This window comes from Ruegeria sp. BJ6, from assembly GCF_056537885.1.
In genome coordinates, this window is record NZ_JBQFSG010000003.1 from 187,414 (window position 1) to 211,657 (window position 24,244).

General features: G+C 57.9%; 29 protein-coding genes. 15 read left to right on the plus strand and 14 right to left on the minus strand.

The window, feature by feature from the left end:
* The 4 genes from flgK to ACR0D6_RS09815 form a co-directional block, all read right to left on the minus strand.
* Nucleotides 1–1,452, minus strand: coding sequence for a flagellar hook-associated protein FlgK (flgK, locus tag ACR0D6_RS09800; RefSeq protein ID WP_480765370.1), 1,452 nt, complete (start codon nucleotides 1,450–1,452; stop codon nucleotides 1–3).
* A 33-nt stretch (nucleotides 1,453–1,485) separates the two neighbouring features.
* Entirely contained in the window at nucleotides 1,486–2,781 is a 1,296-nt protein-coding gene (locus ACR0D6_RS09805; RefSeq protein WP_170653757.1) for a flagellar hook-basal body complex protein, read from the minus strand.
* Nucleotides 2,782–2,878: 97 nt separating this feature from the next.
* On the minus strand, nucleotides 2,879–3,718 hold the full coding sequence (locus ACR0D6_RS09810) for a flagellar motor protein MotB (RefSeq protein WP_480765371.1): 840 nt from the start codon (nucleotides 3,716–3,718) through the stop codon (nucleotides 2,879–2,881).
* 106 nt (nucleotides 3,719–3,824) lie between these two features.
* Nucleotides 3,825–5,162 carry a FliI/YscN family ATPase gene (locus tag ACR0D6_RS09815; RefSeq protein ID WP_480765372.1) on the minus strand — a complete coding sequence of 446 codons (1,338 nt, stop codon included), beginning with the start codon at nucleotides 5,160–5,162 and terminating at the stop codon, nucleotides 3,825–3,827.
* A gap of 87 nt (nucleotides 5,163–5,249) precedes the next feature.
* Between ACR0D6_RS09815 and ACR0D6_RS09820 the strand changes: the two genes are divergently transcribed.
* From ACR0D6_RS09820 to ACR0D6_RS09860, 9 genes are read left to right on the plus strand one after another with little or no spacing between them, the layout of a single operon-like run.
* A complete protein-coding gene (locus ACR0D6_RS09820; RefSeq protein WP_170653954.1) occupies nucleotides 5,250–5,639 on the plus strand; it encodes a FlgB family protein in 390 nt (129 codons plus the stop codon).
* Nucleotides 5,640–5,651: 12 nt separating this feature from the next.
* A complete protein-coding gene (gene flgC / locus ACR0D6_RS09825) occupies nucleotides 5,652–6,038 on the plus strand; it encodes a flagellar basal body rod protein FlgC (protein ID WP_480765373.1) in 387 nt (128 codons plus the stop codon).
* 14 nt (nucleotides 6,039–6,052) lie between these two features.
* Complete coding sequence (gene fliE, locus ACR0D6_RS09830; RefSeq protein WP_480765374.1) at nucleotides 6,053–6,334, plus strand: flagellar hook-basal body complex protein FliE; 282 nt, start codon at nucleotides 6,053–6,055, stop codon at nucleotides 6,332–6,334.
* A gap of 3 nt (nucleotides 6,335–6,337) precedes the next feature.
* A complete protein-coding gene (locus tag ACR0D6_RS09835) occupies nucleotides 6,338–6,610 on the plus strand; it encodes a flagellar biosynthetic protein FliQ (protein ID WP_170653767.1) in 273 nt (90 codons plus the stop codon).
* Complete coding sequence (locus ACR0D6_RS09840; protein ID WP_480765375.1) at nucleotides 6,610–7,320, plus strand: flagellar hook-basal body complex protein; 711 nt, start codon at nucleotides 6,610–6,612, stop codon at nucleotides 7,318–7,320. Before ACR0D6_RS09835 ends, ACR0D6_RS09840 begins: the two co-directional genes overlap by 1 nt.
* A gap of 24 nt (nucleotides 7,321–7,344) precedes the next feature.
* Nucleotides 7,345–8,130, plus strand: a complete 786-nt coding sequence (gene flgG / locus ACR0D6_RS09845; protein ID WP_170653771.1) for a flagellar basal-body rod protein FlgG — start codon at nucleotides 7,345–7,347, stop codon at nucleotides 8,128–8,130.
* The gene (gene flgA / locus ACR0D6_RS09850; protein WP_480765376.1) at nucleotides 8,130–8,546 is read left to right on the plus strand and encodes a flagellar basal body P-ring formation chaperone FlgA; all 417 of its coding nucleotides are present in this window, start codon (nucleotides 8,130–8,132) and stop codon (nucleotides 8,544–8,546) included. The genes flgG and flgA overlap by 1 nt, the downstream gene beginning before the upstream one ends.
* Entirely contained in the window at nucleotides 8,546–9,283 is a 738-nt protein-coding gene (gene flgH / locus ACR0D6_RS09855; RefSeq protein WP_170653775.1) for a flagellar basal body L-ring protein FlgH, read from the plus strand. Before flgA ends, flgH begins: the two co-directional genes overlap by 1 nt.
* 9 nt (nucleotides 9,284–9,292) lie before the next feature.
* Nucleotides 9,293–9,823: a flagellar basal body-associated FliL family protein gene (locus ACR0D6_RS09860; protein ID WP_480765377.1), complete on the plus strand. Its 531-nt coding sequence runs from the start codon at nucleotides 9,293–9,295 to the stop codon at nucleotides 9,821–9,823.
* Between the two features lie 38 nt (nucleotides 9,824–9,861).
* Here ACR0D6_RS09860 and ACR0D6_RS09865 read toward each other — a convergent pair whose 3' ends face one another.
* From ACR0D6_RS09865 to ACR0D6_RS09910, 10 genes are all read right to left on the minus strand, one after another.
* A complete protein-coding gene (locus ACR0D6_RS09865) occupies nucleotides 9,862–10,215 on the minus strand; it encodes a hypothetical protein (protein WP_480765378.1) in 354 nt (117 codons plus the stop codon).
* Nucleotides 10,212–11,300, minus strand: coding sequence for a flagellar type III secretion system protein FlhB (flhB, locus tag ACR0D6_RS09870; RefSeq protein ID WP_480765379.1), 1,089 nt, complete (start codon nucleotides 11,298–11,300; stop codon nucleotides 10,212–10,214). The genes ACR0D6_RS09865 and flhB overlap by 4 nt, the downstream gene beginning before the upstream one ends.
* Nucleotides 11,297–12,070: a flagellar biosynthetic protein FliR gene (locus ACR0D6_RS09875; RefSeq protein ID WP_480765380.1), complete on the minus strand. Its 774-nt coding sequence runs from the start codon at nucleotides 12,068–12,070 to the stop codon at nucleotides 11,297–11,299. The genes flhB and ACR0D6_RS09875 overlap by 4 nt, the downstream gene beginning before the upstream one ends.
* A complete protein-coding gene (flhA, locus tag ACR0D6_RS09880; protein WP_480765473.1) occupies nucleotides 12,067–14,088 on the minus strand; it encodes a flagellar biosynthesis protein FlhA in 2,022 nt (673 codons plus the stop codon). The genes ACR0D6_RS09875 and flhA overlap by 4 nt, the downstream gene beginning before the upstream one ends.
* A 69-nt stretch (nucleotides 14,089–14,157) precedes the next feature.
* Nucleotides 14,158–14,862, minus strand: a complete 705-nt coding sequence (locus ACR0D6_RS09885) for a transglycosylase SLT domain-containing protein (RefSeq protein ID WP_480765381.1) — start codon at nucleotides 14,860–14,862, stop codon at nucleotides 14,158–14,160.
* A gap of 122 nt (nucleotides 14,863–14,984) precedes the next feature.
* On the minus strand, nucleotides 14,985–16,499 hold the full coding sequence (amaB, locus tag ACR0D6_RS09890) for an L-piperidine-6-carboxylate dehydrogenase (RefSeq protein ID WP_480765382.1): 1,515 nt from the start codon (nucleotides 16,497–16,499) through the stop codon (nucleotides 14,985–14,987).
* Nucleotides 16,500–16,502: 3 nt separating this feature from the next.
* Entirely contained in the window at nucleotides 16,503–17,609 is a 1,107-nt protein-coding gene (locus ACR0D6_RS09895; RefSeq protein ID WP_480765383.1) for a saccharopine dehydrogenase family protein, read from the minus strand.
* Nucleotides 17,610–17,724: 115 nt separating this feature from the next.
* A complete protein-coding gene (locus ACR0D6_RS09900) occupies nucleotides 17,725–18,153 on the minus strand; it encodes an Lrp/AsnC family transcriptional regulator (protein ID WP_480765384.1) in 429 nt (142 codons plus the stop codon).
* Between the two features lie 55 nt (nucleotides 18,154–18,208).
* Nucleotides 18,209–19,528, minus strand: a complete 1,320-nt coding sequence (locus tag ACR0D6_RS09905) for an MFS transporter (RefSeq protein ID WP_480765385.1) — start codon at nucleotides 19,526–19,528, stop codon at nucleotides 18,209–18,211.
* 3 nt (nucleotides 19,529–19,531) lie between these two features.
* Nucleotides 19,532–19,789, minus strand: coding sequence for a metal-sensing transcriptional repressor (locus ACR0D6_RS09910; RefSeq protein WP_480765386.1), 258 nt, complete (start codon nucleotides 19,787–19,789; stop codon nucleotides 19,532–19,534).
* 134 nt (nucleotides 19,790–19,923) lie between these two features.
* Between ACR0D6_RS09910 and ACR0D6_RS09915 the strand changes: the two genes are divergently transcribed.
* From ACR0D6_RS09915 to hpf, 6 genes are all read left to right on the plus strand, one after another.
* The gene (locus ACR0D6_RS09915) at nucleotides 19,924–20,538 is read left to right on the plus strand and encodes a ribonuclease D (RefSeq protein WP_480765387.1); all 615 of its coding nucleotides are present in this window, start codon (nucleotides 19,924–19,926) and stop codon (nucleotides 20,536–20,538) included.
* Complete coding sequence (locus ACR0D6_RS09920) at nucleotides 20,535–21,503, plus strand: KpsF/GutQ family sugar-phosphate isomerase (RefSeq protein WP_480765388.1); 969 nt, start codon at nucleotides 20,535–20,537, stop codon at nucleotides 21,501–21,503. Before ACR0D6_RS09915 ends, ACR0D6_RS09920 begins: the two co-directional genes overlap by 4 nt.
* A gap of 12 nt (nucleotides 21,504–21,515) precedes the next feature.
* A complete protein-coding gene (gene lptC / locus ACR0D6_RS09925; protein ID WP_170653821.1) occupies nucleotides 21,516–22,115 on the plus strand; it encodes an LPS export ABC transporter periplasmic protein LptC in 600 nt (199 codons plus the stop codon).
* Nucleotides 22,116–22,118: 3 nt separating this feature from the next.
* The gene (locus tag ACR0D6_RS09930; protein WP_170653823.1) at nucleotides 22,119–22,610 is read left to right on the plus strand and encodes an LptA/OstA family protein; all 492 of its coding nucleotides are present in this window, start codon (nucleotides 22,119–22,121) and stop codon (nucleotides 22,608–22,610) included.
* The gene (gene lptB / locus ACR0D6_RS09935) at nucleotides 22,610–23,368 is read left to right on the plus strand and encodes an LPS export ABC transporter ATP-binding protein (RefSeq protein WP_170653825.1); all 759 of its coding nucleotides are present in this window, start codon (nucleotides 22,610–22,612) and stop codon (nucleotides 23,366–23,368) included. The genes ACR0D6_RS09930 and lptB overlap by 1 nt, the downstream gene beginning before the upstream one ends.
* Nucleotides 23,369–23,621: 253 nt before the next feature.
* The gene (hpf, locus tag ACR0D6_RS09940) at nucleotides 23,622–24,185 is read left to right on the plus strand and encodes a ribosome hibernation-promoting factor, HPF/YfiA family (RefSeq protein ID WP_170653827.1); all 564 of its coding nucleotides are present in this window, start codon (nucleotides 23,622–23,624) and stop codon (nucleotides 24,183–24,185) included.
* Nucleotides 24,186–24,244: the final 59 nt, after the last annotated feature.

A 24,244-nucleotide genomic window follows, 5' to 3' on the forward strand; every position in this document is an offset into this window, starting at 1 on the left:
CTAAATCCTCAGCAATGTTTGCATAAGTTCATCGACAACCGAGAGAATCCGGGCGTTGGCCGAATAGGCCTGTTCAATCCGCATCATGTGCTGCAACTCGGTGTCGGTATCCACGCCCTGTTCTGCCTCAATCCGCTGCATCTCCAGTTGCGCCGACGCGGCCTGCGTTTTTTGTTCTGACGCGTAATGGGCGTTCGTTCCAACCTTGGACATCAGCGCTTCAGCGATTTCGGCCGCGTTCATGTTGCCGGTTCCGAATGTTGCACCCGGCATCGGACGCGCTTCGGTGAGAGCAACGCCAAATGCCCTGAGTTGTCTGGCATCTCCGGGATCACCTGGTCCGGCCGCTCCAAGACCAGAGCGAAGTTTCCAGCTATCGCCGCCAGCCCCAAGATCTATGAGGGAATTGATTTCGATCCGTCCTGCCAGACCGACCGTTGCAGTTGGATCGAATCTGCTTCCGCGATCAGTGAACACGCCTGCGTCGGTGATCGAAACCGTCGGGTCGAGGCCCGGGTTTTCAAACCGCTCAATCAAGTCGCGGGCGACCGCATCAAGGTCCGACTGAGTTTCAACCGCAAGATTGTCGCGGATTTCAAACTGGGCGGCCAGCTTGCCGCCGCGGATACCAGAATTTTCGCCCGTCGTTCTGACCGGCTGCCCATTGATCTCAAGCCCGGACAGCAGCCCGTTTGAGACCGACATATGCGGCATAGTCTCCCCAGTGACGGAAAACGTGAATTCGGCTGCGGATCCTTCTAGTAGGATCAAACCGCCATCGGAATAAAGTGATACGCCGTCGTTTTCCCGTGTGATCGCGTTAACAGGAATCAATTCGTTGATCTGGTCAATCAGACCTTGTCGCTGATCCAGCAATGCGCCAACGTCACCGCCTGAATTGCGGATCGTTGAAATCTTTGCGTTCAGAGCCTCGATATCAGTGAGCGACCGGTTCAGCTTTTCGACTTCGGAGCCGATCGCCCGGTCAGCCTGTGAGCGTATCTGGCGCACCCCCTCTGACGCCTCACTGATATTGGACGCCAAACTCTTTGCCTGCCTTACTACGTCGTCGAGCCGCTGTTCCGACCCTGGCAGGCTGGCGGCAGTGATCAGACTGCTTTCAAAATTTGCCAGTTTGTTGATGATCGAACTGGGGTCATCGGCCGTCCCGACAAGTTTTTCGAGGTTGGTGTAATAACCTGATACAGCAGTCGTATTCGCCGCTTGGGCATCTGCGTTACGACGATTCGCCATCAAAACCGGATCCTGATGCCGGGTGACGCCAGCGATATGCACGCCATTTCCCGACACCGGGCTGGTCGCCAGTTCCAGCGAACGCCGTGCGTATCCCGGCGTAAGAGCGTTCGCGATGTTTCCTGAGACAACGGCAACCCCGCGGCTGGCTGCGGTCAGGCCGCCAATTGCGTTGTTCAGGGCCGTAGACATATTCATTGGCTTAGCTCCAATCCGTGATCATCGGCCGGGTCAACGTTTGATATTGGTTGTTTCCTGCAGCATCTCATCCACGGTCTGGATGACTTTGGCGCTGGAGGAATAAGCCCGTTGGGTTTGAATCATCGCGGTCAATTCCGTCGCGACATCCGTGGTCGATTCTTCGCGCGCGAATGAGACCAGATCACCGGTTGGTCCATCCCCGGCATTCCACAGGAAAAACGTGCCGCTTTCGCGGGAAGGGGCATAAGTCTGGCTGTCTAACGCTGTCAGCCCGTTGGGATTGGGAACATCCGCCAGCGGTATCTGAAACATACGGCGGCTGATACCGGTGTCATAGAAGGCGTATACAAACCCGTTTTCGTCTACTTCAACGCTGGTCATCGTACCTACAGCGGACCCGTCCCGGGTAATGGAAACCGGGGCAAACGTGTCCGACAATTGGGTAATGCCGTTGGCGTCGCCTATTTGGCCGATATTAACCTCCATGGGGCCGCCCGCCACGTTGACCAGGAAGCTTCCGGTGGCAGGATCATATGCACCTCCGGATACGGTGGTAACACTGGCCAAGGTCCCACCGGCTGTACGGCTGTCGGTGAAAGTCAAAGTGTACTCTCCGATCACGGCACCGCCCGATGCGGTATCCCGCAGTGTCATGGTCCATTCGTTGCTTGTACCCGTTGCGGGAACTGTGGGCACCAGTTCGATATCGACGTTTTCGGATTTGCCGAGGTTGTCGAAGTATTCGACCGACAGGGGCTGCGTATCGCCGGGAGATCCGGCCTCGGTCGCAGTGGCAGGAAGGTTCATCCGCAGGTTCATGCGGGTCGTTGGCGATCCCGACAGTTGATTGACGCTGAGCTGGACAGGTTGCAGTGCCGCAGGTGTGTCACGCGGCACACTGGGAATCGATCCGTCGGGCTGCGCAGGCCATCCCAGAAGAACCAGCCCGGATTCAGTGACCAGATACCCCTGTTCGTTGGCCCGGAAAGACCCGGTGGTCGTTAACAGCATCTGCGATGAGCCGGAACCGATTTGTGAGCTGGGCCTGACCGGTAGCATCCCGCGCCCACGTACCGCCAGATCGGTCGAATTGTTGGTGGTGACCAAAGATCCGCTCTGATCAATCAGGCGCTGGCTTGTCGTGCGAACCCCGCCAGCGGAATATGCGCCGCCAGAGCTGGAGGTGACCATGGAATGAAAATCCGTTTCGACCCGCTTGTACCCGAACGTCGAAGAATTCGCGATATTGTCGGAAATGGTGGCCAACCTGTTGGCATTGGCCTTCAGCGCCGCCACGCCTGCATTCAGCGAAGAGGAAATGGTCATCTGCACGCCTTTCTGTTGCGTCAATTGTTGTCGCAACAGATACCGCACGTCCTCTTAACAGCCCGCTAACAGATAAAATCCACGCAATTCTCCGAGTTCACGGGTTTCTGAGAAAGATGATTTCTATCCGGTTGTTGCGGGCTGCCATCGGATTGTCGACAGCGAGTTTGCGGTCCGCGTGACCAGTAATCCGTTGCAATCTGCTAGGGGCAACGCCCTTGCTTTCCAACATTTCCCGTACCGCCATTGCCCTGGATGCCGACAAGTCCCAAACCGGGTTCTGCACCAAAACTACGGGGTTCGCTCGTACATGACCTTCAACTGAAACGTTGTTTGTCACCAGATCCGACGATCTTGCCACCAACAGCGCAAGCGCCCGCATCATTCGGGTTGGCCTGTCAGAGCCCCGTTCGAACAGGGCCGATTCGTCCGTGTCAAAAAGTTCAACGATCAGTCCTTTGTCTGTCACCCGAGTCACTATGTGCCTGAGCATTTTCTCGGAGACGCTACTTTCACCGGTTCGACCGAGCAACCGCGCCTCAAGCGTCGAGAAATCTTCGTTCGATCCGCGCCCACCACCTTCAGAATCGACACCGGTCGAGCCGCGCGCCCGTTTGGCTTCGGTTGGGTTACGGTTGGTCGCACCCGATCCGTCCATCACCATTGTCTTTTCGGAAAACATGTTTTCGCCACCAAAGGCCCCGTCGCCGCCACCCGAAACCGGGTTGACCGGAATGGTTGGCGAAAAGTAGTCCGCCAGTCCCTTGCGTTGTTTTTCCGTCGTTGCGTTCAGCAGCCACATCAGCATGAAGAAGGCCATCATGGCCGTCACGAAGTCCGCATAAGCGACCTTCCACGCGCCGCCGTGATGACCATCACCGCCAACGACCCGTTTCTTCTTGATGATGATTGGCGCCGCATTCGATTGCGCACCCATATCCACCACCTGTCTTATCACCCGACAACCGGGATAGCAGAGCAGGTCTTAAGGGATATCTAACATCTAAAGTTGTTCGGAATTCCCCGGATGATCCCGAATACCGTTATTGCAGCGGCATCGCTCGGGCGCGGCGTAGGATCAGTGACAGCCGGTTGAAACTGTCCGCAACATTTTCCGATTCGGTCTTGCCAAAAAACGTATCCAGATCCGCGTGCGCGCGCACAGCCTGATCCAGAAGCGGGTCCGCGCCTTCGGAATACAACCCCGCCTTTATCATGACCTCGGATTGCTCGTAGCTGCCGACCAGTCTGCGGGTTTGGGTGATCAACTCATTCTCTTCGGCCGTAGCCGCCTCGGGCAGGCTTCGCGAGACCGACCGGCTCAGATCGATGGCAGGAAACCGTCCGCGTTCGGCAATTTCACGGCTGAGCACGATATGCCCGTCCAGAACGCCGCGTAGGATATCTGCAACCGGCTCATCCATATCGGAACCGGCGACTAGAACGCTGAAAATCGCGGTGATATCCCCCTGTTCTTTTGTGCCCGGCCCCGCTCGTTCGCACAGCCCTGAAATGAGAGGCGTCAGAGAGGCGGGAAAGCCCCGCAACGACGGCGCCTCGCCTGTTGCAACCGCAATTTCCCGATGTGCTTCGGCAAATCTGGTCACCGAATCCGCAAGAAACAAAACGTTCAACCCCTGATCGCGCAGGTGTTCTGCAGCAGCCATCGCCGACCAGGCACAGCGGCGGCGCACAAGGGCGGACTGGTCCGAGGTTGCGGCCACAACGATTGCCCGCTTCATGCCTTCGGCGCCCAGTGCTTTCTCGACAAACTCGTTCACTTCCCGGCCACGCTCTCCGATCAGAGCCACTACGACGGCATCGGCCTGCATGGATCGTGCAAGTGTTGCCAAAAGGGTTGATTTACCAACACCGGACCCTGCAAACAGTCCGACGCGCTGTCCGCGCACGATTGGCAGGACCGTGTTGAGCATGGTCAGTCCCGTGGCCATGCGCGGCCCCAGCGGTTTGCGTCGGACAGCGGGAGGTGGGTCCTGAACTATGTCTCTTGTCACCTCTCCCCCCAACAGGGGTTTTCCGTCCAGAGGTCGCCCGAACGGGTCGATGACACGGCCCAGCCAGTTCATCGCTGGTGTGAAAGCGGGAGTTTGTTCCAGCACCACCCTGTCGCCAAGAGAAACACCGTCAGGTGCACCTGCAGGCAACATATGGACTGCCTGATGCGCGACATTTAGCACTTCGCCGGCCAGATGGGGGCCGTGTTTTCGTTCCAACCGCAGATGGTCCCCGGTTCTGGCCTGATCCGCCAGACCGGCAATCGTGATCAGCCCGTTTGTGACCCCGGCAACGCGACCGACCTGGCCCAGAGGATTCAGTCGGTCAAAAGCGGCTTTCAGAGAATTTGGATCGGGCGCGGACATTGTGATTCCTTCGATTGAGCTCTGAAAACGGTTTCTAAAGGAATCGGGGTTAAGCCTTGATTGAAATTGATCGAGGGAGAAGCCCCGATGTTCTCGGACCTGAACGTCTTTAAGATATCGTACGCAATGGCAACACATGCCGGTCAGCGACAAGCTGTCATATCCCGGAACATGGCCAATGCAGACACCCCGGGATACCGCGCACGCGATCTGGTGGCCTTTCAGACGGCCTATGGAAAACAGGGTGCCGACTCCGAAATGACTGCTACGCGCAGCGGCCATCTTCACGGCGCGTCATCCGATGCCCGGGTATGGGCAGAGGTCGTGCGGGACGGTGCCACAGATCCCAATGGAAACGGCGTTTCGGTCGAGCAGGAAGTGCTCAGGGCGGTTGATGTCAAGCGACAGCACGACCGGGCGCTGGCGATCTACCGGTCGTCACTGAACATTCTGCGCACCGGTCTGGGCAAAGTGTAAGGAGGTTGCGGGATGAGTGATTTTGCAAATGCCCTTGCCGCCTCGTCCAGCGCTCTGCGCGCGCAGGCGACCCGGTTGCGCCACGTGTCAGAGAACATTTCGAACGCCGATACGCCGGGCTATCGGCGCAAGACCGTTCCGTTTGAAATGGTCAGCGAAGCAGGCGCTGATCTGGTTCGCACCGGAAAAGTGCGTCTGGACCAAAGTGAGTTGACGCGGGTTTACGATCCCGGCCACCCATTGGCTGATAATGCAGGATTTTACCACAGCTCGAATGTCGATCTGATGATCGAAATCGCCGACGCGCGTGAGGCGCGCCGCAGCTACGAAGCCAACTTGAAAATGTTCGACCAGACCCGACAGATGTCAGCCAGTCTGATGGATCTTCTCCGCAAATAGCAAGGACGACCAGAATGGATATCCGCTCAATCAGCGCAGCACAGAACTATGCCTCGGTGCGCCCGGCAACGCAGGCCGACCCGAATTCCACAGCGGGGGTTCGTGAGGTTTTTCAGGACTTTGCAGCAACACTGCAACAAAGCGAGCAGGTGGCCCAGTCAGCAATGGTGGGTCAGGCCGACCCTCATGCGCTGGTGCAAGCGCTGGCTCAGACCGAACTCGCCGTCGAAACGGCTGTGATCGTGCGAAACAAGGTCGTCGAGGCCTATCAGGAAATCCTGCGTATGCCGGTTTGAGCGATGTTAAGTGAAGGTCTCTTTTACGACGTTCTGCGTCAGGCGCTTTGGGTCGCGGTGATAACCTCGGTTCCGATTCTGACGGTGGCGTTGGTCGCAGGGCTGGTTGTCGGCCTGTTTCAGGCGCTGACCTCTGTCCAGGAAATGACCCTAACATTCGTGCCAAAACTTTTGGCCATAATCGCGGTTTTCTGGGTCTCGATGGGCTTCATGACCCAAACCCTGGTCACCTTCTTCACCGCCACAATTGTTCCGCTGATTTCAGGAGGCCGCTGATGGATACGGCATATATCACTTTGTCCCGTCAATCGGGTCTGATGAATGAAATACGAGTGGTCGCCAACAATATCGCCAATGCCAACACCACCGGGTACCGGCAGCAGGGGCTCGTGTTTTCTGAGTTTGTCAGGGACATGGGACATCAGCCATCACTCTCGATGGCGCGGGCACAGACCCGGAGCACATCTCAGCAGCAGGGTGTCCTGACCCAGACCGGCGGACAGTTTGACTTTGCGATCGAAGGCGAGGGGTTCTTTATGCTGGAAACCCCCTTCGGTCCCCGCCTGACCCGGGCCGGAAGTTTCACACCGAATGCCGAAGGCGATCTTGTTTCAGCCGACGGGTTTCCCGTTCTGGACGCGAACGGCTCTCCGATCTTCATACCGCCGGACGCCACTTCGATTGATGTTGGAAGCGACGGAACGCTGAGCGTCGAAGGCCGCCTGCTGGGCCAGATCGGGACCTATCGGCCTACAGACCCCCACAGTCTTGTCCGGGAGGGCGGCGTTGGATTTCGTATCGAAGGCGACGCGGAACCGTTGGAGGAACCTGTCGTCCTTCGCGGGTTTCTCGAGGGGTCAAATGTCAATGCCATCGAACAGGTTACCCGGCTTGTCGAGGTCCAGCGCGCCTATGAACTTGGGCAAAGCTTCCTCGAGGCCGAGGATGAGAGGGTGCGTAGTGCGCTCAAAACTCTGATGCGCTGATCAATAATCAAAGGAGTTTCCGAAATGCGTGCCTTGCAAATTGCAGCTACCGGAATGACCGCACAGCAGATGCGGGTCGAGACTATTTCGAACAACCTCGCGAACATGAACACGACGGGTTACAACGCACGGCGGGCCGAGTTCGCCGATCTGCACTATCAGCAAATGGTCCGGGCAGGCACCGTGAATGCGGCAGACGGCACAGTTCTACCCACCGGCATTCAGCTCGGGCTTGGTGTTCGGCCGGCCGCTGTTACGGTGCAGCTGGCGCAGGGGACCTTGTCCGCAACAGGCAGTGATCTGGATATCGCCATCGAAGGCCGGGGATATCTGGAAGTCACGCTGTCCAACGGACAATCTGCGTATACCCGCGATGGCAGCCTCAAGAAATCTGCCGAGGGGCTGATCGTGACGGCCGACGGCTTTGTTGTAACGCCCGAAGTCACAATTCCCGACGATGCACGCTCAATCTCGATCAACGCCTCTGGCGAGGTTTATGCCTATTTCGATGACACGGCCGAAGGGCAGCTGCTGGGTGAACTCACCCTGGCGAGCTTCTCAAATGCCAAGGGGTTGGAGGCGCTCGGGGGCAATCTGTTCAAGGAAACCGAAGCGTCGGGGAGCCCGGTTGTCGGGACTCCCGGCGAGGATGGTCTGGGAACCCTGCGTCAGGGATATCTCGAGGACAGCTCGGTCGATGCGGTTCGTGAGGTAACAGAGCTGATCGAAGCACAGCGTGGCTATGAGATGAACGCCAAGGTCATATCAGCGGTCGATCAGATGATGGGCGCAACAACGCAGGTACGGTGATGAAAACGGTTGCTTTGATACTGGCCCTGACTCACCCGGTGATCGCACAGGCCGAAATCGTCGTGCCCGCGCGGACTATCCGCGCCAAAGAAGTCATTCTGGTCGAGGATCTGACCCAAAAACAGGCCGAGGTGCCGAATGCGGTCACGCAAGCGGATGATCTGATCGGAATGGAAGCGCGCGTGACCCTCTATGCAGGGCGGCCAATTCGCCTGTCGGATGTCGGCCCACCGGCTTTGGTCGACCGAAACGATCTGGTCACCATCCTCTTCGATCACGGCGCCCTTTCCATTGCAACAGACGGCCGGGCGCTGGGGCGTGGTGCCGAAGGAGAATTCATTCGGGTCATGAACCTGTCGTCACGCACAACCGTCACCGGCCGGATCCGCCCGGACGGCAGTATCGAGGTTAAATAATGCAGAATCTCAAGCTTCTTAAACCAGCTTTGTTTGTTCTTCTCGTCACCTCCGCGTGTGGCCGGTTGGATCATCTGGGTAAGCCGCCGAGTTTTACACCCAATTCGGAATCTCCGGAACATGTCGCGATGCTTTGGCCGGGACTGCCCCTTCACACCCAGCCCCAGCGTCAGGTTGATCAGTCTTCCTTGTGGAGCGGCGGGCAGAACTCTCTGCTGGGGGATCAGCGGGCGATGAAAAAGGGGGATATCCTGACCGTTGTCATCGAAATCGATGAAAAGGCCGAAATCTCGAACGACACCAAGCGCTCGCGTACAGGGGCGGAAACACTGGGCGTGCCGCATCTGTTCGGATATCCACAGCGTGCCGGTGAGAAGCTGCCCCAAGGGGCGTCGCTGGCCGAGGCGGTGTCGATCGATTCCAATTCTGAGACCAAGGGAAAGGGGTCGGTCAAGCGCAAGGAGAAGCTTACCTTGCGGGTTGCTGCAACGGTTGTTGATGTTCTACCCAACGGCGTCCTGTCCATTTCCGGTTCGCAGGAACTTCGGGTCAATTTCGAGCTGCGCGAGTTGTTGGTTGCGGGCTATGTCCGCCCAGAAGACATTTCCCGACAGAACGAAATCACCTACGACAAGATAGCCTCGGCACGCGTTTCCTATGGCGGGCGCGGGCAGATCACGGATGTCCAGCAGCCCCGGTACGGGCAGCAAATCCTTGACACGCTGCTTCCGTTCTGAGGCCTCGTCATGATCAAAAAAGTACTGCCAATACTGTTGCTGATCGGCGGGTTTGGGGCCGGAGTGGCAGCAGGCATAGCCCTGAGTCCCCCGGCCGAGCCGCAGGCGCAGCAAAGTCAGACGAAAGATGACAAGGCCACAGCAAAGGCTGAAACTGACAAGCAGAAGAAGGAAAACGTGAAGGTCAGTTCGGATACAAAGGATGAAAAGAAAGAACAGCACGAGTATCTGAAGCTGCCCAAACAATTCGTTGTCCCTGTGGTCGAGCAGGATCGGATCGCAGCCTTGGTGACCATGTCTCTCAGCCTGGAAACGCGCGCCGGAGTAAGCGAGGAGATCTATGCGATCGAACCGAACCTGAGGGACGGCTTTCTTCAGGTTCTGTTCGATCACGCCAATGTCGGCGGTTTTGACGGGAATTTCACCCACTCGGACAACCTGCAATTACTGCGGCGCACGCTTTTGGAAGAGGCGCAAAAACATCTCGGGACCGACGTATCCCGGGTTCTGATCATGAGCGTGAGCAGACAGGACACCTGAACGGCCTGACGTGTCAAAGACCGATATCGGATCCGACGCTATGAATGTTTGGTCAGATTTTTAACGATTTCCCGAACAGCCTCGCGTTGACCGAATGCGTGCCGCAATTCGTCCATCTGTTGTAGTTTCTGCGCGCGTAGCCGCGCCAGATCCATGTTTACAGTTCTGCGTGTTCCGGCCTCCCAACCGTGCCACAGAATGTCGGCGCCGCAGAGGTGATAGCCCGAAGTTTCACTGCCGCTCCTGCGGACCTCGGCCAACTGCTCGTCAAGACGGCTGATCTGACGGTTGAGGACCGCTTCCTGCTCAAGAACAGGCCGGACTTTTTCCAGTTTTTTAAGAAACAGAACCTCGGTTACTTTCCCTAGGTTCGAGAGGGCCGGCTTTTTCATCCCACCTGACCTTTCGCGCGTTTTCTCATGGCTTCTGCAAAGCGGATTGCGGCGGCAACGGGGCGATAATGCTCTGCTGGGATTTCCTGCCCGATTGCGACGGTCGCATGCAGGGCCCGTGCCGTAGGCGGATCCGGGTGAACGGGCACGCCCGCATCTTCTGCGGCGCTCCGGATGGCGGCGGCAATCTCGTCCACTCCCTTGGCGACGCACACAGGCGCTTCGCCCGGTGCGCGCGACCACTTCAGCGCAACCGCGTAATGGGTCGGGTTCACCACCACAACATCGGCAGTTGGAACATCCGCCATCATCTGGTTGGCGGCAATGTCCTGAGCGCGCCTCTGGCGTTGCTGCTTCATATGCGGATCTCCTTCCGAATCTTTTGTTTCGTCAAGGATCTCCTTCCGGGACATTCTGTTTTTGCGAATGTGTTCCGAATATTGCCAAAGGTAGTCAACGACACCGATCATCAAAGCCACTGCAATTACGATGGCCAGAAAACGGGTTAAAAAGTTCACCATCAGCAGGATTGATGATCGCGGTTGTACCGCGCTGGAAGTGATGATTTCCGCAAGATTGGCGCGCAAAAACAATGCCAGGCATACAGAGTACAGGATAAGTTTTACAAAGCTCTTGGTAAACTCGAACAAACCCTGACGGCCAAATTTGTTTCGCGCGTTGGATATGACCGAAATGCGCGACAGTCGGGGCTTCAGTTTGTTTGGTGCAAGTATAAATGCCCGCTGCGCAACGAGGCTGAGAAGAACGGCCGCCGCCGGTATTGCAAAAAAGGCCAGCACGGTTACACCCATACGGGTCGTGATTTCAGCCACGAGGCTTTGGGACGGGCCACGGACAAGCTGCAGCGACAGGGGCCCGGATTGCTCGATCAGTATCAGAAACAGCGTTCCCAGTTGTTCAACGGCAATTTTCCCGATTGTCAGAACTGCAATTGCCAGGCCGACATAAGCGGCCACAACCGACAGGTCCGAGGATTTCGCGATCTCTCCCTTCTCGCGCGCTTTCCTGAGTTTGTTCGGCGTTGGTTCGAATGGCTTTTCGCTGTCGTCGTCCTGCGGGTTCACGGCAATTCTCCGAAGGGATTGGCGAAGAACCCGAAAAGCGCATCTGACCAGACCGACAGAATCAATGGCGCACCGGCAAAAAGAAGGAACAGCCCCGCCAGTGTGATGGCAGGGGCGCCGACGAACGCCACCATCAACTGAGGCATGGCCCGATTGATCACGCCAAGGGCAAGGTTATAGACCAGTGAGGCAATGACAAAAGGTACAGCCAGAGAAAATGCCAGGGAAAACGCCTGCGATATCTGCCCAACACCCCATTCGGCAAGAGTCGCAGCACCGAGTTGCGTTCCAACGGGCAACATGTTGTAAGTCCGGATCAGAAATTCGGCGGCCCGCACGTGAATTCCCATCAAACAGGCCAATGCGATACCGGCGATCATCAGCAGATATCCCATCGCCGGAACCGGTTCGGCGGCTGCTCCGCCCAGAATTTGCGACAAAGAGGTTGATTGCGCAGCAATCGAGCCTGCGGTCTGTAGGGCCAGAACAAACAGGCGGACGGCTATCCCCATGGCCAGACCGATCACGACCTCGGTCCCGACGAGGCCCAGAAGGGTGGTCAAGTCGGAATCAACCGACGTGCCCTGAACAGCGGTCGCGATGATCAGCGTAAACGCCAGCGCTGCGCCCAACCTGACCCGGACAGGGATGGACCGTTCGCCGAAAGCAGGTAGCAATGCGACAAAGGCTGAAACACGTAGAAAAACCGTGAACAAATGCCAGAGTTCAAAGCCCAGCATTCCAAGAAGATCTGGCGGCAGCGCAATCATGCAGCGACTGTGCCCACAAGGGCTGGCCGCGCTTCCAACCCGATTTCCTCGAAAGACAGTACCGGATTTGATACGCCACGTGCATGCATAATCATCCGCAGCAGCCTGCGTCGCCTGGACGATGTTGCCAGTGCAGGAAACAGGCCCTGATCGGCGGATGAGGCCATTCGTTCGGCCAAACCATCCGCCAGCTTGTTAAAGAGATCCGGCGGCAATGCGACGTCCAGACCGGACGGGGCCGTGTCGATCTGGTATTGAGCGAACGTATCTTCCCATTCCGGGGCCAACTGAACCAGCGGGATTGACCCATCGTCGCGTTTCAGATCGGCGACCAACTGGAACCCAAGCCTCTGACGTACCTGTTCGCAGATGCCTTCGGGTTGCGTTGTTGTCAGGCGCGCTTCGGCAACGGTTTCCAGGATCAGAGGCATGTTGCGTATGGACACCCTTTCATCCAGCAAAAGGCGTAACACAGCGTGCAGCGTATCGATGGGCACCCTGTCAGGGATCAGTTCGTCCAGCAGCTTTCTGTTGGCTTCGGCCCGAACCGGATCACTGAGGCGCGTCATCTCTGACAGCAGGCGGCGAAGGGATTTGAGTGTGAGCAGGCGCGCGAAATTCTGCTTTATGATTTCCAGCAGGTGCGTGGCCAGAATTTCCGGCGGCGACACGATTGTGGCCCCGTTCAGCGCTGCGGTCTCCTGATCCTTTGGTAAAATCCAGCGGGCGGGGGCGCCATACACCGGTTCGGTAACGTCGTTGCCGTCTGGCAGCAGGCCAGGTTCATCCTGAATCAGGGCAAGTACCAGATCAGGATTCAGCACCCCGCGTGCCTGTTCGACGCCGTGAATGCGGACGACATAAGTTCCTTTGGGCAGATCCGCGCGATCCGTCAGGCGGATCTCCGGCATGACCAACCCATAATTTGACGCCACATATGTCCGCATATTTGTGATCCGAGCGTCCAGACCGGTGCCGGGGTTCAGCACCATGCTGACAAGATCGGGTGCAAATTCCAGATGCACGTCGTCCAGATCCAGAATATCCCCGATGGCTTGCGCGACCGGCACCTGCGCCTCACCACGCTCCGTGTCCGGTTCTTCCGGTCCGCTTTTTCGCTTGATGGAATACGCGGCAAAACCAAGAACGCCAGCCCCTAGAATAAAGGGCAGAAACGGCAGGCCCGGGACCAACGCAAACAGAACCATCAGGCCGGCAACGGTTCCCAGCGCTGCCGGGTGGCTGCCCAGCTGTGAGAAGATCGCAGTGTCGGTGGCCCCCTGCGTGCCGCCGCGTGCCAGCAACAAAGCTGAAGCAATCGAGATGATCACCGCCGGGATTTGTGACACCAGCCCGTCGCCAACGGTCAGGATGGCATAGGTTTCAAAGGCCGCAGCAATGGGCATGCCGTGCACGACGATGCCCATGATCAGGCCCATCACCAGATTGAGCAATGTTATTAGAAGCCCGGCAATCGCGTCGCCCTTGACGAATTTCGAAGCTCCATCCAGCGAGCCGAAGAAGGTGGTTTCCTGCTGCTCCAGCTCGCGCCTTTCCTTGGCCTGCTGGTGGTCGATCGCGCCTGCGGACATGTCGCTGTCGATGGCAAGCTGCTTGCCCGGCATCCCGTCCAGCGCGAAGCGCGCGCCGACCTCGGCCATGCGGGCCGCGCCCTTTGTGATGACCATGAAATTGACGATCAGCAAGACGCCGAACACGACAAGGCCCAGAAAGACACTGCCGCCCATGATGAATTGCGCGAACCCCTCGATCACGTCGCCCGCTGCGTTAGGGCCAGTGTGACCCTGGCCAATAATCAGTTTGGTGGACGAGACATTCAGCGACAGCCGCAACATCAGCGAGGCGAGGAGGATCGTGGGAAAAGACGAGAACTCCAGCGGCCGTTCGATGAACAGGGTCAGTGTAAAAATCAGGATGGCCAGAGCGAAGGACGCGGCCAACCCGACATCCAGCACCCAAGCGGGCATGGGCAGGATCATCATGACGATGACCGCCATGAGGGCCAGCGCCAGCAATACGGTGGGTGAAAACAGCGACCGGGCGTCGATTTGGGGCACGCGAGCCTCCTAGTTGAGCGCGATGAAGGGCCCGGTATTGGCTGAGACCGGAACAAGGGAGCCGAGCGCCTTGGCCTGCTGCGACCGCTGAGGTACGGCCGGCGATATCAGAGGAATCGCTGCCGTGTGGAATGGGGCTGTTGGCGTGTTTTCATCTTGGAGCAATTGGGTGCCGCCAAGCTGCGCCAAAGCATCCTCAAAACGTTTGGAATACTTAGCTGCCAAAGATTGCGTGCGCGAATGATAGGCGCCAGCGGCAGCAGACCATGTCCCGAGCTCATCATGCAGTTCTTTCAAAAACCGGGCTGCTTGGGTTGCGTTTTCCGCAGGGTCGAACATTGCATCAATGGATCGGAACCGGTGGCCATGCCATCGGTAATTGATCTGAAAGCACCCAACGTCAAAACTGCGCGCACCCGCTTTGAACACCTTAAATACAAACGATTTCGCCTCAACCTCGCTGTTGAACCAGAATCCCTTGCCTTCCAGATTAATGGCCCAGGGCCAGGGCATCACCTGACCATTCCGGTGTCGCCCGGTTTCCACGCGGGTGATCGCGCGCAACACGTCAAGAGGCACGCCCTCGGACAAGGCGGCCTGCCGGGCGGCCCGGTCGCAAATCCCGGCCGTGCGAGCATCCGTCGCCGCGCCCGCTGCGGAAACCGACAGGGCGATAAAGACCGGTATGAATATCAGGGCTGGGTATTTGGGCATTCTGCCTGTCCGGGATTCTCTGAGTCACGGACAGGCTATTCAGTCACCGGTTTACAGACGGTTATCGGAAACCGCCAACCAGTGAAAAACCTGCCCCGGTTTCAGGGCGGGCAAAATTGTTCTCAGATGTCGAATTTGACACCCTGCGCCAGCGGCAGTTCCGCCGAATAGTTTACGGTGTTGGTCTGACGGCGCATGTAAGCTTTCCACGCGTCCGATCCGCTTTCGCGACCGCCACCGGTTTCCTTTTCGCCACCAAACGCACCACCGATTTCTGCGCCCGAAGGCCCGATGTTGACGTTGGCGATGCCGCAATCCGAACCGGCTGCCGACAGGAATTGTTCCGCCTCACGCATATTCAGCGTGAAGACGCACGAGGACAACCCCTGCGGAACGTCATTCTGGATATCCAGCGCATCCGCAAAATCGTCATACCCCATCACATAAAGAATGGGTGCGAAGGTTTCGGTCTTTACGACGTCAGACTGCCCGGGCATCTCAACAATAGCCGGTTCCATATAGACGCCGCCTTCGGGTACGTCCTTGGTGACCCGGGCGCCGCCGTGGACCGTTCCGCCTTCGGCCTTGGCCGCTTCAAGGGCTGCAGTCATGGCTGCGCCGGATGCTTCATCGATCAACGGACCGACAAGCGTTCCATCGGACAGAGGATTGCCAATAGGCAGGCCCGAATAGGCTTTGCTGAGCCGCGCCACCAGATCGTCCTTGATCGAGTTGTGCGCGATCAGTCGCCGCAGGGTGGTGCAGCGCTGACCAGCGGTGCCGACAGCGGAAAATACTATGGCGCGCACTGCCATTTCCAGATCGGCGGACGGACCGACGATCATGGCGTTGTTGCCGCCCAGTTCCAGAATGGATTTGCCAAAGCGCTGGGCGACAATGGGTGCGACGGCCCGGCCCATGCGAGTGGAGCCGGTGGCCGAAATGATCGGAACATCCTCACTTTCAACCAGAGCCTTGCCCAGATCCGCGCCGCCGATCAGGGTTTGCAGCAGATGATCCGGCGCATCGCCAAAGCGGGCGATGGCACGTTCAAATATCTTCTGGCACGCCAGCGCGGTCAGAGGCGTCTTTTCGGACGGCTTCCAGATCACCGGGTCACCGCAAACCAACGCCAGCGCCGTGTTCCACGACCAGACCGCGACTGGAAAGTTGAACGCGGTAATCACACCAACCGGCCCGGCGGGGTGCCATGTCTCCATCATGCGGTGGCCGGGGCGTTCGCTGGCGATGGTCAGGCCGTAAAGCTGGCGCGACAGGCCAACGGCGAAATCGCAGATGTCGATCATTTCCTGCACTTCGCCCAGCCCTTCGGACGTGATCTTGCCTGCCTCCCAGCTGACAAGGGCGCCCAGTTCATCTTTGGCGGCGCGCAGCTCTTCGCCCAGCAGGCGGATCAATTCGCCGCGGCGAGGTGCCGGGACCGTGCGCCATGCCTTGAACGCAGTTTTGGAATTGGCAAAGATCCGGTCCATATCCGAAGCGGGTGTTTCGTGCACTTCGGCCAAAAGGCCGCCGTCAATCGGTGAGTTCACCCTCAATGTACCGCCGCTCAGCTCGGCGGCGCTCAGGCCCAGTTTCGAAAGTGTGGTTTCAGCGGTCATGACAATATCTTTCATGTCTCAGGCTGCCTTATTCTGTTCAGTTACGTCCCCCGCCCGGTACAGGCGGCCAAATTCGGTGTTCAGGAAATCTGCAAGCTTCACCTGCTCTTGCCGTACAAATCCCTTTGACGGCAGCGCATCGGTCCGCATCAGATCGACGACACCCAGTACGCCTGCGGCGGTGGTGATCTGGATGGCGCTCCAGACCTGCCCGTCGATCACACGGCTGAAGGATTTATTGATCAGCGACTTCTCACGAAGCTCGCCATTGATCATGCCTTTGGCGGTGCAATAGACCAGCACAACGTCCTGATCGGTGCGGGGCAGGGCGGCTTCGAAAATTTCCTTCAGCAGATCGCGGCGGCGTTCCAGTCCCAGATCCGACAACAGCAGCTTGAGGATATCGCGGTGACCCGGGTACCTGATCGAGCGATAGGATACCGCCCGGGCCTTGCCATCCAGCGTTTCGGGCAGGGTGCCAAGACCACCGGAGGTGTTGAAACATTCGTATTCTACGCCGTCGTGGCCCAGAATTTCGTAGTCTTCCAGCGGCGCGGTCTTGACGCGTTCGCCGTTTACGATGGCGTCGCAGGGATTGCAGTATTCGTTGATCAGACCGTCGGTCGACCAGGTGAGATTGTATTTCAGCGCGTTGGTCGGATACAGCGGCAGCGCGCCCACCCGCATGTGCAGGCTGTCCAGTTCGTCGAAATCGTGTGCCAGCGCCGATCCCGCGATGCCAACAAATCCCGGTGCCAAACCACATTGGGGCATGAACGCGGTCCGGCTGTCCCTAGCCAGTTCGCGTACCGCATTTGTCGCGGCCACATCCTCGGTCAGGTCAAAATAATGGGCACCTGCCTCTTTCGCCGCCTGCGCGATGGCAGGGGTCAGGAAAAACGGTGCTGCGGAAATGACCGCATCAAAGCCGCGCAACCCCTCGGCCAGTCCCGATGCATCGCCAGCGTCGATCTGTTTGGTTGCAACGCCCATCTTTTTGAGCACTGCCAGTGCCGCAAGATCATTATCGGCAACGGTTACCGAATAATTCGGCGAGGTTTTCAGTAGTGTCGCTATCATCTGGCCGATTTTTCCGGCTCCGATAACGCATATGTTCCAGCGCATTGCTCGTTTCCTTCCTTTTTCAGAAAGTCTGACAACTGCGCTGTTCGGTTTGTAGGGATCAGAGTGACGATATGAGTCTTGATGCCGTCATTATGACGGTACTATCGTCAATGTGTTATCTGCGATCGATACGGCGCCCAAAAACCACGCTGGTATTGGTGCGCAGGACGCCGGGAATTGCAGCCAGTTCATCGACGAGGATATCCAGATCTTCGATCCTGGGCGCTTCGGCAGACAGCAATAGATCATAATCGCCATTGATCGACAGACACAGCTTGATCTCGGGATACGCTTCGAGCCGCTTGATGATGCGCGAGGTTTCCTTTTGCTGCACTTCCAGCATGACCACCACGTTCACTCTGGGTTCGTCCTGAGGGTCGCGCAGCACGACCGAGTATCCCGCAATCACGCCGCGATCTTCCATTCGGCTGATGCGTTCGTGCACGGTCGTGCGGGCAACACCAAGCTTGGCCGCGATCCCGGTTGTTGAGGCCCGCGCATTGTGTTGCAGGGCCGTTATGATGAGGCGGTCGAGTTGATCCATAAGGACTCCGCGTCAGAGTGTCTTTTTCCGACTTGGCACCAATTCAGCGGTACGCTCAAGGCTCTTTCGGATAGCTTGGGTGCAGATCGTCAATAATAACAGGATGGCGGTGTACCCCACCCCCGGTCAGATGCGGGTGATCAGAAGGTAACCCATCGTGCGTGTGTTCAACGGGACCTGCGTCTTTGCGGGGCCAGACCAGAAAGGCGGCAACGATCCCGAAGATCGACATCGTTGCCAGAACTGCCAGTACAACGGTTGCGCCACTGACAGTCATTAGCCAACCGGACAGTGGATACAGAACCAGCCAGCAGGCGTGTGATAGCGTGAATTGCGCCGCAAATACCGCGGGCCTGTCTTCGGGATGCGCAGAGCGTGTCAGCAAACGGCCCGATGGCGTCAGGGTCGTGGAATAACCGAACCCGACCGCAACCCAGGCCACCGTCAGCAGGGACAAGGTCAACGGAAACGTTGCGGTTACGATTGCCGTGGCCGCCATTGCCCCGGTTCCCAGCGCTGCACCTGCCAGCATAACACGCCGATCCTCGATCCGCTCCAGCAGCCGCGGCAGGGCAAAGGCAGCCAGCATGGAACCGCCGCCAAAACCGGCCAGCGCGATTGCGACTGCACTTTCGGTCAGGCTCATGTCTGCACGGACCAGAACAACGGTGTTCACGATCACCATCGAACTGAGCGCGGCAGCTGACCAGCTCAATCCCAGCAAGCCCCGCAATCTAGGAGTTTTCAGATATATCCGGATGCCGCGTGTCGTACGCTCGTATATCCCTCGCCGTTCGGATGGTTTGGGGGATGGCAGCGCAACCGAAACGACCAGCAGCGCCGATGCGACAAAACCAAGACCCGTGCCCCAGAACAAGCTGTCAAAGCTGACTATCAGCAGCAGCATCGCCGCCAGCATGGGGCTGAGCAGGCTTTCCATGTCCATGGCCAGACGCGACAGCGATAGCGCCCTTGTGTAATCTTTTTCGTCGGTCAGCACATCCGGAATCGTGGCCTGAAATGCCGGAGTGAACCCGGCCGAGGCCGATTGCAGCGCGAAGATCAGCACATAGACCTGCCAGACCTCGGTCACGAACGGCAGGCAAACCGCCACGGCTGCGCGCACCAGATCCAGCGCCACCAGCATCCGGCGGCGGTCGAGCCTTTCAGCAAATGCCGCGGCGATCGGCGCGACAGTCACATAGGCGGCCATCTTGATGGTCAGGGCCGTGCCCAACACCATGCCAGCCGCGTCACCGGCCAATTCAAAGGCAAGCAACCCCAGTGCAATCGTGGCCAGACCCGTACCGGTCAACGCAACGATCTGTGCTGCGAAGAGATGCCGATAGGTTCTGTTTCGCAAAATGTTCAGCATTGGTCACAGGTACTTTGTGATGGCCTTGAAATCCTCCACCCCGCCTTCGTCGTTATCGGCGGACAGGCAGTGGTCGATATGGTCGTGGATCAGCGCACGTTTGGCATTGGTGATTGCCTTTTCCACTGCAAAGAGTTGCTGCGCGATATTGGTGCAGGGTGCCTGGTCATCCAGCATCGCAATCACCTTTGCCAGATGACCCTGAGCCCGCTTGAGGCGTGCCGAGATTTGCGGATGGGATTCGTGAATATGAGTGGTCATGTTGATATCCCTATCCTCCCCATGGGGATATTGTCAACTTTTGAGGACGGGTCAGGCCGGCTATGTGCGTGTGACGTTGAGTTTGCCGGGCAAACCTCCTATCTCGGTGTCGACAAGGCACAAAGGACGACTCCGTGGCGAACCATCTGTATAAAAACGACCTGCCCGGCGGGTTGGACCTTGGCTCGATTGTGGCCATCGACTGTGAGACCATGGGCCTGAACCCCCATCGCGACCGGTTGTGCGTGATCCAGATGTCGGGCGGCGATGGCAACAGTCATATCGTTCAGGTCGAAAAGGGTCAGACTTCGGCGCCAAACCTGTGCGCCATGCTGGAAAATCCGGACATTCTGAAACTGTTCCATTTCGGACGTTTCGATATCGCAGCGATGTACCACACCTTTGGCGCACTGGCCGCACCGGTCTACTGCACAAAAATCGCGAGCCGTCTTGTACGCACTTACACCGACCGTCATGGGCTTAAGAACCTGTGTCAGGAGTTGCTGGGGATCGACATCTCAAAACAACAGCAGATGAGCGATTGGGGGGCGGAGCAGCTGACCGATGCTCAGTTGGAATATGCAGCCTCGGATGTGCTGTACCTGCACCGTCTGCGGGATGCGCTGAACAAGCGGTTGGCCCGCGAGGACCGGGTTGAAATGGCGCAGGCCTGTTTCGACTTTCTGCCCATGCGCGCCCGGCTTGATCTGGCTGGCTGGCCTGAAACGGATATATTTGCACACTCATGACCGATACCGACTCATTCCTCAGAACCGCACGACAGGTCATTGCCGACGAGGCACGGGCGCTGGATGCTCTGGCCGATGGTCTTGATGATCATTTCGCCGAAGCGGTTGATCTGATCCTGCAGGCGCAGGGCCGCATCATCGTCAGCGGCATCGGCAAGTCTGGCCATATCGGTCACAAGATCGCGGCAACGCTGGCCAGCACGGGAACGCCCGCCTATTTCGTGCACCCGGCCGAGGCCAGTCACGGCGATCTGGGCATGTTGTCCAAAGGCGACGTTGTTTTGGCGATCTCGAATTCCGGCGAAGCACCCGAGCTGGCAAATTTGCTGGCCTTTACCCGCCGGTTCGATATTCCGCTGATCGGACTGTCCAGCAAGCCCGAAAGCACACTGATGAAACAGGCCGACGTGCATCTGCTGATACCGTCGATGGGCGAGGCCTGCGGCTTTGGCATGGTGCCTTCGATCTCGACCACGCTGACGCTGGCGATGGGGGACGCGTTGGCAATTGCGCTGATGAAATACCGCGACTTCCAGCCCGAGGACTTCCGCGCTTTCCACCCCGGCGGCAAACTAGGTGCGCGTCTGAGCACTGTGCGCGACCTGATGCACACAGACACGCCACTGGTGGCGTCGGGCACTCTCATGAGCGAAGCCCTGCTTGTCATGACCCAGAAAGGCTTTGGTGTTGTTGGTGTGACCGACGCTCAGGGTAGACTATTGGGAATTGTCACCGATGGTGACCTGCGTCGCCATATGCAGGGGCTGCTGGAACTGACGGTGGATCAGGTCATGACCACCGATCCGCGAACCATCGGTCCGGACGAGCTCGCCGAAAAAGCGGTGGCACTGATGACCATGCAAACGCCCAAGATCACCTGCCTGTTCGTCGTGGATCCACAGGGCAATGGCTCGACGCAAGGTATTTTGCACATCCACGACTGCCTGCGCGTCGGTCTGGGCTAGGAGGGTACGGCGATGGACGGCTATTCCCGCATGGTGCAGTTCCTCAAGGTTCTGCTGCCGCTGGCGGCGATTGTGCTGCTGTCCACGGTGTTCCTGCTGTCGCGCAGTATCGATACGGATGTGTCCAGCCCCTTTAGCCAGCAGGACATTGACGAGCGGCTTGAGGGCCAGTTGGTCACCCGGCCTCATTATCGGGGCACGACCCGCAAAGGCGAAGAAGTTGAGGTGGAAGCGGTGCGGGCCAGTCCGGGTGATAACGCCTCAACCGTCGATGCGTCGGTTTTGCGCGGCCACTATCGCCTGTTGAATGGCAGGGAAATCGTTCTGGATTCCAACGCCGGTACGGTCCGGCCGGATGAGGGAACGGCCACCTTTGTCGGCGATGTCATTATCACGACAACCGACGGGATGCAGTTGACAACCGATTTGCTCAATACATCTCTGGACGAGATCAGGGGCGATACACCGGGCGAAGTTCGGGGAACAGGCCCTATCGGTAACTTTACCGCAGGCCGTATGACATTCGGGACTGAAAAAAAGGATGGGCCGGTCCATATTCTTTTTACAGACGGTGTGAAATTGATATATGAGCCTCCAAAAGCAGAAAGATAACCTGTGTTCGATTTTCGTGTAGTTTCACTGTCTGTTGGCCTGGCGTTTGGTGCGGTGTCTGCATCCGCTCAGGAAACTCAGGTTGCGTTCGGATCCGTGAACAACGACCCGACCCTTCCGGTCGAAGTGACTTCGAAAACGCTGAACGTGAATCAAGAAGACGGTTCGGCTGAATTTCTGGGCGACGTGATCGTGATTCAGGGAGAGATGCGCCTAACGGCCGAACGTGTGCTGGTCATCTATAACGAAGAGCAATCCGCGATCGAACGGATGGAAGCGACCGAGAATGTGGTCCTGGTCAGCCCGCCTGATGCGGCCGAAGGCGATTGGGCTGAATATACGATCGAGTCGGGCGTCATCGTGATGAAAGGCAACGTGTTGTTGTCACAGGGCCCCAGCACCATCAGCGGCGATCAGATGAACGCGAATCTGACAACCGGACTGGCGACAGTGACTGGCAGAGTGAAAACAATCCTGCACACGGAGCAGAATTGATGGCGACACCGAAACTATCCGTTGCCAACGGTTCATCCGGGCTCAGGATCGAAAAGCTGCGGAAATCCTACCGCAAGAAAACGGTCATCCGTGACGTTTCCATGACGCTCGACCGGTCCGAAGTGGTGGCGCTGCTGGGACCGAACGGATCCGGCAAGACAACAACTTTCTATTCGGTTGCGGGGCTGGTTTTCCCCGAAGCGGGAACCGTGACCATCGATGGCCAGAACGCCACGACACTTCCGATGTACCGGCGCGCGCGCATGGGAATTGGCTATCTGCCGCAGGAGATGTCGATTTTTCGCGGGCTAAGCGTTGAAGACAACATCGCCGCCGTTCTCGACATCACGGTGGATCATGCCCACAGGCGGAAGGAACGCCTTGAGGAGCTGCTTTCCGATTTCTCCATCGAGCATCTGCGCCGCGCGCCCGCACTGGCCTTGTCGGGCGGTGAACGGCGCCGGGTCGAGATTGCGCGCTGTCTGGCGGCGGACCCGAAGTACCTGCTGCTGGACGAACCGTTTGCCGGGGTGGATCCGATAAGTGTCGGCGATATCCGACATCTGGTTGCGGATCTGAAAAAGCGCGGAATCGGCGTTCTGATCACTGATCATAACGTGCGGGAAACGCTGGAAATTGTCGATCGCGCCTACATTTTGCACGACGGTCAGGTTCTGATGTCTGGAACGCCGGATGAAGTTGTCGAAAACGAGAACGTGCGCCGGGTGTATCTGGGCGAAAACTTCAAGATTTCATGAGCTTGAGCGGAATTGCGCTGGGTGCATGGCGGAAATCGCGTATATACACGACTGTTTTGATTGACTCTGCCGCCGTCTCTTGCCTCAATTGCCACATGGTATTTCTTCGGTTCCAGTCTGGATCGCGATATCCCTTCTCGGAAGGGTTCAATAACAGACAACCGCGGAACATGCCCCGTCCCACCACCCGATAAAAAAACGGATCGCTGCGATTTGCGGCGTCAGAATGGGTGTGAATTGTGAAGGAGATCACATGCGTTACCAAATCAGCGGAAAACAGATCGACATCGGCGCAGCACTGCAGACACACGTGCAGACCGAGCTGGGTGAGGTCGTGGGCAAATATGCCCAGAGACCGACCGACGCCAACGTCATCTTTTCCCGTTCGGCGCATGAATATGTATGCGAAACCACCGTCCATCTGTCGACCGGCCTGACGGCACAGGCCAAGGCGCATGCCACTGAAATCTACGCTGCGTTCGAAGGTTGTTGCGACAAGATGGAAACGCAGCTGCGCCGGTACAAGCGTCGCCTCAAGGACCATCACCGGGACCGCTCCGAGCCGGTTGAACTCTTTGGTGCGTCGTCCTATATCCTCGCGTCGGACGATTCGGGAGCTACGGGTGAGCCGGACTCTCTGCAGCCGATCATCGTGGCCGAAATGGAAACCAAGATCCCATCGCTCAGCGTGGGTGAGGCTGTAATGCAAATGGAACTTGCGGGCGCTCCGGTGCTTGTGTTCCGGAATGAGAACAAAGACGGATTGAATGTCGTTTACCGCCGGGAAGACGGAAATATCGGCTGGATCGATCCGTAACAGGCAAGTGTAACTTGGGCGAACCTCTGCAGATGCGGGGGTTTGCCATGGAGCGTGAT

Excerpts from the sequence above, each read along its gene's own strand:
- ACR0D6_RS09835 (WP_170653767.1), top strand. The coding sequence starts at position 6,338 with ATGTTAAGTGAAGGTCTCTTTTACGACGTTCTGCGTCAGGCGCTTTGG.
- ACR0D6_RS09885 (WP_480765381.1), bottom strand. The coding sequence starts at position 14,862 with ATGCCCAAATACCCAGCCCTGATATTCATACCGGTCTTTATCGCCCTG.
- amaB (WP_480765382.1), bottom strand. The coding sequence starts at position 16,499 with ATGAAAGATATTGTCATGACCGCTGAAACCACACTTTCGAAACTGGGC.
- fliE (WP_480765374.1), top strand. The coding sequence starts at position 6,053 with ATGGATATCCGCTCAATCAGCGCAGCACAGAACTATGCCTCGGTGCGC.
- ACR0D6_RS09895 (WP_480765383.1), bottom strand. The coding sequence starts at position 17,609 with ATGCGCTGGAACATATGCGTTATCGGAGCCGGAAAAATCGGCCAGATG.
- ACR0D6_RS09865 (WP_480765378.1), bottom strand. The coding sequence starts at position 10,215 with ATGAAAAAGCCGGCCCTCTCGAACCTAGGGAAAGTAACCGAGGTTCTG.
- lptC (WP_170653821.1), top strand. The coding sequence starts at position 21,516 with ATGGACGGCTATTCCCGCATGGTGCAGTTCCTCAAGGTTCTGCTGCCG.
- ACR0D6_RS09860 (WP_480765377.1), top strand. The coding sequence starts at position 9,293 with ATGATCAAAAAAGTACTGCCAATACTGTTGCTGATCGGCGGGTTTGGG.
- ACR0D6_RS09905 (WP_480765385.1), bottom strand. The coding sequence starts at position 19,528 with ATGCTGAACATTTTGCGAAACAGAACCTATCGGCATCTCTTCGCAGCA.
- flgK (WP_480765370.1), bottom strand. The coding sequence starts at position 1,452 with ATGAATATGTCTACGGCCCTGAACAACGCAATTGGCGGCCTGACCGCA.
- ACR0D6_RS09805 (WP_170653757.1), bottom strand. The coding sequence starts at position 2,781 with ATGACCATTTCCTCTTCGCTGAATGCAGGCGTGGCGGCGCTGAAGGCC.
- flgA (WP_480765376.1), top strand. The coding sequence starts at position 8,130 with ATGAAAACGGTTGCTTTGATACTGGCCCTGACTCACCCGGTGATCGCA.
- ACR0D6_RS09815 (WP_480765372.1), bottom strand. The coding sequence starts at position 5,162 with ATGTCCGCGCCCGATCCAAATTCTCTGAAAGCCGCTTTTGACCGACTG.
- ACR0D6_RS09840 (WP_480765375.1), top strand. The coding sequence starts at position 6,610 with ATGGATACGGCATATATCACTTTGTCCCGTCAATCGGGTCTGATGAAT.
- ACR0D6_RS09820 (WP_170653954.1), top strand. The coding sequence starts at position 5,250 with ATGTTCTCGGACCTGAACGTCTTTAAGATATCGTACGCAATGGCAACA.
- ACR0D6_RS09810 (WP_480765371.1), bottom strand. The coding sequence starts at position 3,718 with ATGGGTGCGCAATCGAATGCGGCGCCAATCATCATCAAGAAGAAACGG.
- ACR0D6_RS09910 (WP_480765386.1), bottom strand. The coding sequence starts at position 19,789 with ATGACCACTCATATTCACGAATCCCATCCGCAAATCTCGGCACGCCTC.
- hpf (WP_170653827.1), top strand. The coding sequence starts at position 23,622 with ATGCGTTACCAAATCAGCGGAAAACAGATCGACATCGGCGCAGCACTG.
- flgC (WP_480765373.1), top strand. The coding sequence starts at position 5,652 with ATGAGTGATTTTGCAAATGCCCTTGCCGCCTCGTCCAGCGCTCTGCGC.
- ACR0D6_RS09875 (WP_480765380.1), bottom strand. The coding sequence starts at position 12,070 with ATGATTGCGCTGCCGCCAGATCTTCTTGGAATGCTGGGCTTTGAACTC.
- flgG (WP_170653771.1), top strand. The coding sequence starts at position 7,345 with ATGCGTGCCTTGCAAATTGCAGCTACCGGAATGACCGCACAGCAGATG.
- ACR0D6_RS09920 (WP_480765388.1), top strand. The coding sequence starts at position 20,535 with ATGACCGATACCGACTCATTCCTCAGAACCGCACGACAGGTCATTGCC.
- ACR0D6_RS09900 (WP_480765384.1), bottom strand. The coding sequence starts at position 18,153 with ATGGATCAACTCGACCGCCTCATCATAACGGCCCTGCAACACAATGCG.
- flgH (WP_170653775.1), top strand. The coding sequence starts at position 8,546 with ATGCAGAATCTCAAGCTTCTTAAACCAGCTTTGTTTGTTCTTCTCGTC.
- lptB (WP_170653825.1), top strand. The coding sequence starts at position 22,610 with ATGGCGACACCGAAACTATCCGTTGCCAACGGTTCATCCGGGCTCAGG.
- flhA (WP_480765473.1), bottom strand. The coding sequence starts at position 14,088 with ATGGCGGTCATCGTCATGATGATCCTGCCCATGCCCGCTTGGGTGCTG.